This window comes from Thermofilum sp. (assembly GCA_038741495.1).
Classification (GTDB): Archaea; Thermoproteota; Thermoprotei; order Thermofilales; family Thermofilaceae; genus Thermofilum.
Window position 1 is genome coordinate 15,683 of record JAVYKX010000002.1, and the last position, 11,032, is coordinate 26,714.

The following is an 11,032-nucleotide window of genomic DNA, read 5'->3' on the forward strand; positions in this document are numbered from 1 at the left end:
GGAATGACCGAAACCACCTTGCTTGCTACAACAGTTCCAGGCCTGGAATTCGTAGTAGCTGAAGAGGCTTCAGAGCTTTGCAGGGGCGCGAAGACCTGGTACAGCCCGCTGTCGGGCAGGGTGTTTCTACGAGTGGAGGAAGGCTGCGTACCTCATTTCATCAGCTACGCGAGATCCGTCGAGGGCGTGAGGCTTATCGCAGGCGAAGTGGAGGGCAAGCAGGCTCTCTTAGAACAAGTAGTCAGCTTCCTAAGAAGCTTCGAGCCGGCTGGTCTACGGTTTGCCGTTAACGCGGAGCGCCTGACAAAAAATGCACCTTTCACCTCCTTAGACCTCGCGCGAGAAGTCGGTGAGCACATACGCAGCGAGCTGGGTCTCGAGGTCTCCCTGAACGCACCGGATATTCCCGTATACGTAGAGTACGAGGCAGGGATTTACCGCTTCGGCCTCGACCTGACATTTTACGGAGGTTTGAGAGACAGGCCCTACAGGGCGTTCGTTCATCCCTCAGCACTCAACCCTATAATTGCCTACGCTATGTGCCGGCTCGCAAGGCCCTTCAGGCTGATCCTAGATCCTTTCTGCGGGAGCGGCACGATCCCTCTCGAGTGCTTCCACGTGGACGGCTCGGAGGCTCTCTGCAGCGACGTCCGGTTCGAGTACATGAGAGGAGCTGTTGAGAACTCCAAGCGTGTAGGCTGCTACGCTAAACTGCACTTAGCGGCTGCTGAGGTGGGCTACAGCCCTCTAAGGAGTCGCGTCGATGCAATAATCACAAACCCTCCCTTTGGTCTCAGAGAGAAGGCTGTTGGCGGGCTTCAGCGTGCCTACGGGATGCTTTTCAAGCTGGCGTCCAAGGTCCTGGCCGATGAGGGAAGAGTGGTGATCGTAACGGCCAGGGTTAGAACGGCGGAGCAGGCTGCTAGTAGAGCCGGTTTCGCCCTGGCGAGAAGAGTGCCGATAAGCGAGGGAGGGCTGCGGAGCTACGTGCTCGTCTTCTCTAGGCCGGAGGAGGGTAACTCGTAGTAAAGTAGCGCAGCAGCACCTCCAAGCTTCTTCAGGATGAGGCCGCTCTCGCTCTCAGAGGGTATTACGAGAACTTTACCGGAATTCTCGAGAACGTTATTAAATGCCTCGACAGCCTTGTCCCTAGCTTTCTCGTCCCATAGTAGCTCGTCTACCAGTAGCAGCTCCCTGACTACCCCCCATCTCGAAGCCTCCAACACATTGTCGAGACCTAAGAGCACTCTCCCGGAACCCAGAGAAACATGGCGCAAAACCGTCTCAATCGCTTCTCTTTCCACGTCCGCTCTCACTCCTTTAAACAGCCCTCTCAGGTCCTCCCGCCTCACCACCTCGTATACGCCGGCCTCACCTCCTTCGCTAACTTTGATCAGTTTAGCACGAATCGATAACTCGCTAAGTATCTCGCTTACAATGCTCGCTAACCTCTCTGTGGTAGCAACGAGAATTTCGTCCACTCTCTCTCGACTGTACTCGGACAGTACGCTTTCCAGAAGCTCCTTGAGGTGCGGGTAGAGCTGCTCCCGTATGCTCTCCTCTCTTCCCGTCTTCGAGTGGGTGACCGGCTTCGAAATTCTGAGCTCCAAACCCACCGGTGACAAGAACCCTGCAGCAATCTCTTCATCGCCCACTGAAACCAGAAGTACTTTTTTCACAGCGGACTGCGCTCTAGAAATCATCTCCTTGGTGAACGCGCGTATACCCTTTTGCTTGACCACCTTAACCCTGTCACCCACGCCTAGAGATAGAGTGTGGTACGACCCCCTCCCCCCTACAACCTCCGGCGCGTCTACAATCCTCCCGGTGAGCCTTATCTTGCTGGAAAACTTAGAGTACGAGATCTTCTCCACGGCTATGCCGAGGTAGACTCTAACCCGGTCCCCCTTCTCCTCAGCCTCTCCAACGCGAAGCTGCCTAGTCGTCCAAGCGTAGACGTGGTCACCTCTGTCGAGAATCATCGTCAGGAAGTATAGATCCTCGGGAACCTCTATCACCAGCTCTAGAGAACCCTCCCGCTCATCCAGCATCAAAACTCTCATAGAGTCTCACCTCATCCTCAACAGAACTTACAATCCTCGCGACTACATACCAGGCGTCGAGAGTCTCCTCAGCAATGGAGTAGTGAAGTTTCGAAAGCTTCAAAACTCTCTCGGAGAAGTCGCCATGCTGAAAAGCGCCAATGATCACGGCAGGTCTCTCGTGAGAGGTTATTATCCCGGCCAGGCGCCTAGGGCTAATCCTTTCTCCGCCTTCACGTAGCAGGATGACCACGTCTGGCTGCCAGGACCTCAGGTAATCTTCCAGCGATCCTTCGAAGAGCCAGAGCAGAGGCTTCTCCGCACGAGGTGGCACGCGACCATTGAGGAGCAGCTGCTCCATCAGGCCGACAAAGCGAGGGTAGTTTCTCGGGATTCTGGTGGTGGGATCGACGAGGATTACTAGGTCATTGTAAGTATGCACGACCAGCTCCAACTTACCGGCGAGGTTGAGCATAGAGCTCAGCGCGACGAGCATGCACACGTGGGCAATGTCAGGGCGCCCTCTCTTCCTCCAGTCCCGCAGACTTCTAGCGGCGGCATAATGCAGAGAGATATCGAGAAGAGTTTCACCGGGTTCTTTGCCACGAGCTCTCGCCGCTTTCAGGATAGCGGGGTGGCTTCTAATCTCCTTCGGGACCAGTTCGATTCCTGCCTCGGCGAGCACCAGTAGCAGTTTTTTCAAGTAGGTCTCTCCCCCGAGTAGCCTCACGTAACCCCAGACTGTGGTAAAATAAAGATTTAAGGTCTCTCAGTGGGGCGAAGCCCCTCCAGGCCCTCCAGGGCCGCCTGGATGTTTCTTCGACAAGGTTGCCCGCGCGGAAAGTAGTGATACCCTCCACCCTCCCCAGTAACGACCTTCACCTCCCCTGCCGGGATGAAGTGCTGGGCCCTCGACGCTACCACTAGCCTCGGCCCTAGATGAGCCCCACTTTCCGGGACGCCGCCGCGGAGGCGCTGTGCCCGGGGGCTCCGCGCGCGGGATCGAGGGTCCACCCCCGCTATCAACCGGGAGGCCCCCTCCGGGAGGCGCCCCGGCGACGGGGCGCTGAAAGGCGGGCAAGCGGGCCGCCTTAGGACGACTGCCGGCTCCATGACGCCCGCTTCAGCTATCCCTCGTGGGCCAGAGGACGAGCCACAGAGGCCGGCAACGGCCGCTAGGGGAAAGGGGGCGGCACGGAACGTAAAGGAGGAAGAGGGCGGCTAGTAAAAGCTCTCTGGCCCAAGAAATGCGAGAGGCTAAGACGGGGCGCAAGCACGGGAGGGTTCCGGAGCGGAGGGACGGCGCAACCTTTACACTAGTGTCTTGCATGCACGAGGGCGGATGCAGAGGCGTCGGCGTGATTATGTTCGCGAGCTTGCACTAGAGAGGATTAGGCGGCTGATCAGGCTGGCTGAGCAGATAAGGCATGTGGAGCCAGAGCTGGCAGACCGCTACGGCAGCTTAGCTCTCATGCTTGCGAGGAAAGCGCAGATAAGTTATCCCGGTTTCCTGAAAGCCAGGGTTTGTAGGCGGTGCGGCGCCTGGCTCGCCCCGGGAACCGGGGCCCGGGTGAGGGTGAGAGCTAGAGGTAAGATGAAGTATATTGCAGTCACCTGCATGAAGTGCGGGTACACGCGGCGCTACCCTCTGAGACGCGAAGGGGTGCCGAAGCCTTGGTGCTACCTTTATCCTCACGGGAGAGAGGGGGATAGGCGTGCTGAGAGTTAGGGGGATCTACTCAACTTCACTTGTAGGGCTGCTAGATGAACTGGGGTTCACCTTCTCAGATATAACTGAAAAAGTTAAGGAAAGGATCGGGCACGCAAGGAGTTCAAAAGAGCCCGTAGCGGTGACGGTTAAGGACTTGGAAGACCACAAAGGTATCGTTGTTGTAGGCGATAGTGAGACGGTCCGGTTAGTAGCCTACGGCCTAGCAGCAGTTATTCCCGAAAGCTTTGTAGTGTACGTGGAGTCAGGACCCTACACATCTATGGCTGTTCGCGTTCTCGAGAGAGTTGGCGAGGGGCTGTACAGGGTTGAGTTGCCCTCCGGGAAGAAAGGGTTACTGAGAACCCGCCGGCCAGTCGATGCGGGAATGATCACCGTCGCTTACGTGGTGAGGCCTGACCCCGCTGAGCCGTTCCTCTCCGAGGGGCTCGCCGTAGTGGGGCGTTACGCGCGTCTCGTGGAGCAGGAAAAGCACAGCGTGAGCGAGCATATCTGGGACCAAGGTAGGGCTGCGGAGCTGCTCTCCCTGGCTCAGATGCTCGTGCCTGAAGGCTGGGGCGTGAAGTTCCGGAGCTCTGCGGGCAAGGCGCCTCTCGTAGAGGTGATGTCAGAGGTGAAGCATCTCATCGAGAGGGTAGCTGAGCTGAAGAGAAAGGCCAGCAAGTTAGAGGAGCCTTCTCATCTAGCGAGCGGCGAAGCGATAGCTTTCGTGCACTTCTCCCCCACCGCTTCGGTAGTGCTGGACAGGGTGCGGAGCAGGTACTTTACCACTATCCCGCTGCACCATTTGCTGAAGTCAACGGGTTCTCGAGAAGTTAGCGAGCGTGTTGATAAACTGGAAGCTGAGGGGGGCTGCGACAAAAGCACCTCCTTTATGCTTTACGCAGATCAACTCAATCGTGTCCTTCAAGCTGGAACAGTAACGCTCGTGCATAGAAAGCTACTGGGTAAGCACCACACGTGGGTTGCAAGTGCCACAGTTTCCGCGGAGGGCTTCCTCCTACTAAGCAGAAGTGTGCGCACAGAGGGTGTGTACGACGGGGTGGGTATCCCCAAGAATGTCGGTGACAGCATACTCTCCGTGACCTGGCCTCTCTCCCGAACGGTGGCCCACTTTTATTTCGACAGCAAAGGTAAGCATAAGGGAGCTTACATCAACATCAACACACCGCTGGACTTCTTCGTGGAGCCGCGCCCTACTTTAACGTACATCGACCTGCAAGTGGACGTTGTCAGAGTGGATGATAAAGTTCGGGTGATAGACGAGGATGAGTTTCAGATGCTAGTAAGCGAGGGGGTGATCTTCGAGCGTGATGCTTCTCGATACAGATGCCTGGCTCGCGAGTCGGCCAATATACTCGCGAGAACCGCCGAGCCGACTGACGTAGCTTGGGCTCTGCTGGAAGCTCAGGGAAAATGCTTTAAGGGAGAGAGCGTTGAGGAGGTGGCGGCAGCACTGAGAAGGTTAAGGGGGCTGAGCGATGGACGTGCTTTTCGCGCCTTGGAGGATGAAGTACATTAACTACGCTAAGATCGAGAAGCCACAAAAGTGCTTCATCTGCGAAGCGGCGGAGAGCAGTGATCTGAAATCCAACCTGGTTGTGTACCGCAGCGAGTCAGTTATAGTTCTTATGAACAAGTTCCCCTACAACACCGGTCACCTGCTAATCGCGCCTGTAAGGCACGTCGCCGACTTGGGAGAGCTTAGAGACGATGAGTTATGCGAGCTTGCAAGAACTCTGAGGATGGCGGTCTCGTGGCTGAAAAGAGCATTGTCGCCTGACGGTTTCAATGTGGGGATAAATCTCGGGAAGGTGGCAGGAGCTGGTCTCGAATCGCACATTCACATACACCTGGTTCCGAGGTGGAGCGGGGACACCAACTTCATGCCCGTAGTCGCCGATACTAAGGTTATACCCGAAGCTTTGGAAGACACGTATGAGAAGATAATCTCAGCAAAAAATAGCAGTAGTGCCTAGAGCGAGCTTGAAGCATTACATCTCCTATCCGGCTAGCTCGCAGCCTCTACCTGAGCTGCTAGACTACGGTGTAGATATTCGGACCTGCACTCTCGGAAAGCTAGTAAAACTCCGCCAGGAGGTGGGAGACGGTAGCACGCGAGCAGCGTAGATACTGAGGTTTACTGGACAAAACCGTATCCTATCAGCCTCCACCTACCGCCGTACTGTCTCGAGATAGCGACGCGTTGACCTTTTTCGGCGACAACAGGTATCCTTAGCTTGAGATGCACTACATCGCCCTTAACAGAGCTCACCAAACCTAAGGACAGCGCAGTGCCGACGTTGATCATTAGGGCCTCACCGGCTCTCAGCGGCTCTACAGGGCCAACTTTCTCAACGCCTACCACTCTTTCCATGAGCTTGTACTCTAAGGTTATCTCCTGCAGCGGTTCTGGAAGCCTCCCAGGTTTTCCAACAACGTTCCCGATGAGCCCATCCGCTTTCGTCAAGCTGGGGTCTAAGTTTGTACCTACGGCTATCAAACCCCCTGGGTAAGCTACTTCTAACTGCTCGCTTCCGGACATAAGGGAGGTTATCTCTGCGTAGAGAGGCTCGTAGCGGTCCTGCCCGTCCTGCTTTACTTTGGCGCCCGGCAGTATCTCTACTTCATCACCGATCCGGAACATCCCCTGCACGACCGTACCTCCGAGAACACCGCCCACGAGATCTCTGGCCAGGGTGCCCGGCTTATTCACGTCGAAGGACCTGACGACAAGCATTCTGGGATCCAGGGAGTGGTCCCTCCGAGGGGTTGGGATGTACTTCTCGATAGCCCACACCAGCGCATCAATATTAGTCCTGTGCATAGAAGACACTGGGATTACAGGAGCGTTCTCAGCCCAAGTCCCCTCCAGGAATTCTTTAATCTCCTTGTAGCTCTCGAGAGCCCTTTCCTTGCTCACTACATCGATCTTGTTTTGAACCACGATAACGTTCCTAACACCAACTATCTCCAACGCCATAAAGTGCTCCAGGGTTTGAGGCTGCGGGCACTTCTTCGTTGCATCGATGACTAGCAGGGCGCCATCCATCAGCGCGGCGCCCGACAGCATGACAGCCATGAGCATCTCGTGCCCCGGTACATCGACGAAGGAGATCTTCCTCACCGGCTGCAGCTGGGACCCGCAGTACCTGCACTTCAGGTCTCTGGGAGCTGTCGCGTGAGTGTAGTAGGCTTGCGGGGGAGGGCACTGGGGGCACTTGTAGACGATTGCATCTGCATAGCCCACCTTCAGCGTGATACCTCTCTTCAGCTCCTCTGAGTGCCTCGAAGCCCAGATTCCCGTCAGAGATTCAACAAGGGTTGTTTTACCGTGATCAACGTGACCAGCTGTGCCTACATTCACGAGCGGCTGCTTCAAAAGCGACTGCGCATCAGGCCCCATACGCACCCTTTCCTCTCTTACACCTCGTTTATATAAAGGGTAGCGTACGGGAGCCGGCTGCCTGCAGTCGAGCGCCGGAGAACATTGGAGTAGGAGAGAGCGGAACCCCTGGCAGGAGCTTGTCAGGTCAAGTCGAGATTATCTCTACGTAACCTCCTTTCTCCAACTCCTCGGCCATTTTTCTCGATAAAAGTGCTATATCACCGCGCTTGAAGGGCCCCAGGCTTGCGCCGTGATCCACGATCTTGGGGTAAGGTTTCAGGAAAGACACAAGAACCACTTCGCGAGCCCTGCTGGCTGCAGCCTCGCCTCCAGTGGAAAAAGCCTCAGCCTTACTCTCAGGGCCCCTCAACAGGGCCTGCTCATCTTCTTCGGGCGCCTTGCTTCCCTCGAAAAGCAGGAACACTCTCCTAATGCAGTCCACTATGCTTCTCTCTTCTTCTGGAATCCCTGCAGGCACCTCGCCTTTCTTGAAAAGCATCTGCAGCTCTTTCTGGACCCGGAGAGCCAGAAGAAGCTTAAGAGACTGTAATAGCAGCTCGGCAGTAACCTGGTCGCCGCTGCTCTGCGCTTCTTTAATCATCTTGACCGCTTTCTTGTAAAAATCGCTCTCGAGCGGCTCCAGGTCTGGGGAAAGCAGCTCGCGGGAGAGTGCTACCTGCACCTGAGAAGTGCTCAATAGCCTACACCCATCACACCTACCTTACACAGCAAGTTCAGCAGCTTTTTCTCGAACCCCATCTCTATCAGCTCGTCGAGCCTATACCCATTACTTAACAGTTCGCTGGCCACTTCGCAGTACTCATAGGGGAAGACCACCCACCTGTCGATAACGCGAACGAAGTAGTCGGGCTTGAAGCTAGACCTGCTCTTCATATACAGGGTAGCTGTTCTGACATCCTCAGCTCCTGCCCCTCTTACGAGCTCCACCGCGGTCTTAAGAGTCAACCCTGTGTCGGCTATATCGTCGACTATGAGAACACGGCGGCCCCGCAGGTCTGGAAGATCCTGGTACCACACGCTGCTCTCCGCCGACCTAACACCGATGCCTTTGTAAGACTTTATCATCAGGCTCGAAACTTCCTGTATGTTTAAGAGGTCGGAGAGCAGCCTCCCGACGATCCAGCCTCCTCTGGCAATAGCCACCAGCAGATCTGGCCGGTACCCTGACTTCCTTATCTGCCCAGCTAGGAAAGCGGAATCTTCCAAGAACTTGCTCCAGCCTAGCACCAGCAGCTCAGCACTCATTACTCTCTACTGCCCTCTAGAAAAAATAAGCGTTTCATCTGGAGCTCGCCGCCGCGGCAGCTGAACCGCTTTCCGCTGTTCTTCAGGGGGTTGGAGATAGCCTTCCCTTAGGCGCCGCTGAGAGCGCGCCTGATGCCCTCCGCTAAGGCTCTCGCCGCCGTGACTTTCGCGAAGGGGTTGGGAATCGTATCCGAAGCTATCACTTCGCTTACGCCAGCGTGAAGCATGCGGGCTTCAGCTCCCTCAGCGAGTATCGCGTGAGCGCAAGCAGCGATTACTTTACTAACTCCGCTGCTCCGTAGCAGTGAAGCTGCTTCAGCTATGGTGGAACCGGTGCTTATAATATCGTCCACAATAACTGCTCTCTCGGCTTTAATCGCAGTAGCAGTTACGCTGACCTTATCGTCACCCAGCCTCTCTTTTCTAAGGACATGGTAACTAGTACCGAGAACCTCTGCCACGCGGCGTGCCCATTGCTCAGCTTCCTCGTCCGGTGCAACCACTGCACAGTCCCCGCATCGATGAACTTCAAGAAGGTACCTGGCGATGTCCGGCATTACGGAGACGTTGTGCACACTTACGTTAAAGACCGCTGAAGGGTCCCCGACCCTATGAAGGTGAAGGTCCACGGTTATCAGCGAATCTATTCCCGCTGCCTCTAGCTGCCTCGACACGACCGTTAAGCTGATTGCTTCTCCTCTCTGAAACTCCGAGTCCTGTCTCGCGTACGGTAAGTACGGCATCGCCAGCACAACCTCTCTAGCGCCCAGCCTCTTCGCGGTGCTCGCAGCCAGAAGGGCTTCGATGAGGCCATCGTTGGGTCTCCGGCCGGCGCACGTGAGAATAACTACGTCCTGACCGCTGACGTCGACAGGTATCCTGACGTAAAGTTCGCCATCAGGGAACTTCCGCACCAAGAGAGCGGCATGCGGAATACCCGCTGTTTCCGAAGCTCTCCGTCCCAGCTCTGTGCACCAGAGCCCTGAGAGCAGTACTGTCATCGAGATATGAAGCGAGTCTAGTTATTAACTTCCCCGCTTGGTTGAACGGCTTCTAGAACGAGGTGCCTGCTTCTCGCGAGGCTGCGAGCCTTGCCAGTAGAGAAGCTTACCGACCAAAGCTTCAGGCTTCCACCTGCTGGTATCCACTTTAACGAGAACGAGTGGGCTCTTCACGGGCCCTATGACGTCGTAAACGTAGCCTATAAGCATTAACCGGTCATCGTAAATTTTATCGCCGATAGCTGGCACTTCACGGGCCTCGACTACCAGGTTACCTCTCTTGCTGTAAAGCCTAACACGCCCGAGCACACGCATCGCTCAGCCCGAAAGCGATGCGCTGGAAATGGAAATATATGTTCGCTACATGTGAGCATCGAGGAGTATGAGCAGGTACTATCTTGTGCCTACCGCCTTCGGCGTGATACTTACCGATGAGAGGGGAGAGGTCGTAGCGAGCACGATCTCCGCCTCCTCGGCGGAGAAGGGTAAGGCAGTAGAGTACATGAAGAAGATCGAGGCGGGGGAGCTTGCCGAGGAGGATTTCAGGCTTCTTTCCGAGAAGCTCTCTGAGGGCGACAGCCTCGTTGTTGAGGACGAGGACCTGGCGAGATTTCTGGCAAAGACGCTGAAAGTCAACGTGAGTACCGCTCCGGGTTCAGGCGTATTCAAGGAGATACGCCGTAGGATGTCGGAGATAGTCGCCAAGCTTGCCGGAATCGAGGTCGAACAGTACTACGATAGACTGCGGGAGGCATCCATCGAAGTGACCAGGAGCAAGGTAAAGGAGGTTGCAGAGAAGAGGGATCTCTTCATAGCTCAGGCGATACGCGCCCTCGACGACGTCAACAAAACGATTAACTTGTTCGCTTCGAGAGTTCGGGAATGGTACGGGTTACACTTCCCGGAGTTAGATGAACTCGTGGAAGATCACGAGGATTATCTCAAGATCGTTAGCAGGATTGGCGACCGTAGGAATATAACGCCCGAAGCTCTGAGGAAGCTAGGCTTCGAGGATGAGCTCGCTAGAAAGATTATCTCGGCTGCTTCCACTGGAATGGGGGCGGACCTCACGGACTTCGACCTCAACGCGATAAGGCTCGTTTCAGACGTGGGGTTACAGCTCTACTCCATTAGGCGTGATCTCGAGAAGTATATCGACGAAGCGATGTACGAAGTTGCACCAAACGTGAGAGGGCTCGTCGGCCCGCTTCTGGGAGCACGGCTGATAGCCCTCGCTGGAGGGTTAAGCAAGCTCGCAACGCTGCCTGCAAGCACGATACAGGTTCTGGGCGCGGAGAAAGCGCTCTTCAGAGCCTTAAGGTACGGGGCAAAGCCGCCAAAGCACGGCGTTATATTCCAGCACTCTCTGATCCATAAGTCGCCTAAATGGCAGAGAGGCAAGATAGCCAGGGCGCTGGCCGCGAAGCTAGCAATTGCAGCCCGAATCGACGCGTTCACGGGCGAGTACCGTGCCGACGAGCTGCGCGAAGACCTTGAAAAGCGAGTGGAAGAAATACGCGCACTGTATCCCACACCACCGCCGAAGAAAGCGCGAGCAGAGGAAAAAGAAAAGATGCGCAGAAGAGGTAAAAGGAGGTAGTGCAGC

At 55.8% G+C, this 11,032-nt stretch carries 12 protein-coding genes; 5 read left to right on the top strand and 7 right to left on the bottom strand.

The features are described 5' to 3' along the window. Positions 1-3: 3 nt before the first annotated feature. Positions 4-1,026, top strand: a complete 1,023-nt coding sequence (locus tag QXU72_04725; protein MEM0494560.1) for a THUMP domain-containing protein — start codon at positions 4-6, stop codon at positions 1,024-1,026. Here QXU72_04725 and QXU72_04730 read toward each other — a convergent pair. Both QXU72_04730 and QXU72_04735 read right to left on the bottom strand, forming a co-directional pair. Then, positions 984-2,063, bottom strand: a complete 1,080-nt coding sequence (locus tag QXU72_04730) for a hypothetical protein (protein MEM0494561.1) — start codon at positions 2,061-2,063, stop codon at positions 984-986. The two genes, QXU72_04725 and QXU72_04730, sit on opposite strands and share 43 nt — an antisense overlap. Beyond that, positions 2,041-2,772: a 16S rRNA methyltransferase gene (locus tag QXU72_04735; protein ID MEM0494562.1), complete on the bottom strand. Its 732-nt coding sequence runs from the start codon at positions 2,770-2,772 to the stop codon at positions 2,041-2,043. The genes QXU72_04730 and QXU72_04735 overlap by 23 nt, the downstream gene beginning before the upstream one ends. A gap of 612 nt (positions 2,773-3,384) precedes the next feature. Here QXU72_04735 and QXU72_04740 point away from each other — a divergent pair. From QXU72_04740 to QXU72_04750, 3 genes are read left to right on the top strand one after another with little or no spacing between them, the layout of a single operon-like run. Further along, a complete protein-coding gene (locus tag QXU72_04740; GenBank protein MEM0494563.1) occupies positions 3,385-3,771 on the top strand; it encodes a hypothetical protein in 387 nt (128 codons plus the stop codon). After that, positions 3,758-5,293 (top strand): DUF402 domain-containing protein, encoded by a 1,536-nt coding sequence (locus QXU72_04745; protein MEM0494564.1) that lies wholly within the window; start codon positions 3,758-3,760, stop codon positions 5,291-5,293. The genes QXU72_04740 and QXU72_04745 overlap by 14 nt, the downstream gene beginning before the upstream one ends. After that, positions 5,253-5,750, top strand: a complete 498-nt coding sequence (locus tag QXU72_04750) for an HIT domain-containing protein (GenBank protein ID MEM0494565.1) — start codon at positions 5,253-5,255, stop codon at positions 5,748-5,750. The genes QXU72_04745 and QXU72_04750 overlap by 41 nt, the downstream gene beginning before the upstream one ends. A 161-nt stretch (positions 5,751-5,911) precedes the next feature. Here the strand turns inward: QXU72_04750 and QXU72_04755 are convergent, their stop codons facing one another. The 5 genes from QXU72_04755 to QXU72_04775 form a co-directional block, all read right to left on the bottom strand. Continuing rightward, positions 5,912-7,177: a translation initiation factor IF-2 subunit gamma gene (locus QXU72_04755; GenBank protein ID MEM0494566.1), complete on the bottom strand. Its 1,266-nt coding sequence runs from the start codon at positions 7,175-7,177 to the stop codon at positions 5,912-5,914. A gap of 127 nt (positions 7,178-7,304) precedes the next feature. Then, positions 7,305-7,856 (bottom strand): hypothetical protein, encoded by a 552-nt coding sequence (locus QXU72_04760; GenBank protein MEM0494567.1) that lies wholly within the window; start codon positions 7,854-7,856, stop codon positions 7,305-7,307. Beyond that, on the bottom strand, positions 7,853-8,425 hold the full coding sequence (locus QXU72_04765; GenBank protein MEM0494568.1) for a phosphoribosyltransferase: 573 nt from the start codon (positions 8,423-8,425) through the stop codon (positions 7,853-7,855). The genes QXU72_04760 and QXU72_04765 overlap by 4 nt, the downstream gene beginning before the upstream one ends. A 107-nt stretch (positions 8,426-8,532) precedes the next feature. Beyond that, positions 8,533-9,426, bottom strand: a complete 894-nt coding sequence (gene prs / locus QXU72_04770; GenBank protein MEM0494569.1) for a ribose-phosphate diphosphokinase — start codon at positions 9,424-9,426, stop codon at positions 8,533-8,535. Positions 9,427-9,450: 24 nt separating this feature from the next. Then, complete coding sequence (locus QXU72_04775) at positions 9,451-9,741, bottom strand: Gar1/Naf1 family protein (GenBank protein ID MEM0494570.1); 291 nt, start codon at positions 9,739-9,741, stop codon at positions 9,451-9,453. A gap of 67 nt (positions 9,742-9,808) precedes the next feature. Here QXU72_04775 and QXU72_04780 point away from each other — a divergent pair, with 67 nt between their 5' ends. Beyond that, entirely contained in the window at positions 9,809-11,026 is a 1,218-nt protein-coding gene (locus QXU72_04780) for a C/D box methylation guide ribonucleoprotein complex aNOP56 subunit (protein MEM0494571.1), read from the top strand. The last annotated feature ends 6 nt before the right edge of the window (positions 11,027-11,032 follow it).

Bases quoted from the DNA above. Each gene is read 5' to 3' on its own strand.
- QXU72_04755 (MEM0494566.1), bottom strand. From the start codon at position 7,177: ATGGGGCCTGATGCGCAGTCGCTTTTGAAGCAGCCGCTCGTGAATGTA.
- QXU72_04775 (MEM0494570.1), bottom strand. From the start codon at position 9,741: ATGCGTGTGCTCGGGCGTGTTAGGCTTTACAGCAAGAGAGGTAACCTG.
- QXU72_04725 (MEM0494560.1), top strand. From the start codon at position 4: ATGACCGAAACCACCTTGCTTGCTACAACAGTTCCAGGCCTGGAATTC.
- QXU72_04765 (MEM0494568.1), bottom strand. From the start codon at position 8,425: ATGAGTGCTGAGCTGCTGGTGCTAGGCTGGAGCAAGTTCTTGGAAGAT.
- prs (MEM0494569.1), bottom strand. From the start codon at position 9,426: ATGACAGTACTGCTCTCAGGGCTCTGGTGCACAGAGCTGGGACGGAGA.
- QXU72_04780 (MEM0494571.1), top strand. From the start codon at position 9,809: ATGAGCAGGTACTATCTTGTGCCTACCGCCTTCGGCGTGATACTTACC.
- QXU72_04730 (MEM0494561.1), bottom strand. From the start codon at position 2,063: ATGAGAGTTTTGATGCTGGATGAGCGGGAGGGTTCTCTAGAGCTGGTG.
- QXU72_04740 (MEM0494563.1), top strand. From the start codon at position 3,385: ATGCAGAGGCGTCGGCGTGATTATGTTCGCGAGCTTGCACTAGAGAGG.
- QXU72_04750 (MEM0494565.1), top strand. From the start codon at position 5,253: ATGGACGTGCTTTTCGCGCCTTGGAGGATGAAGTACATTAACTACGCT.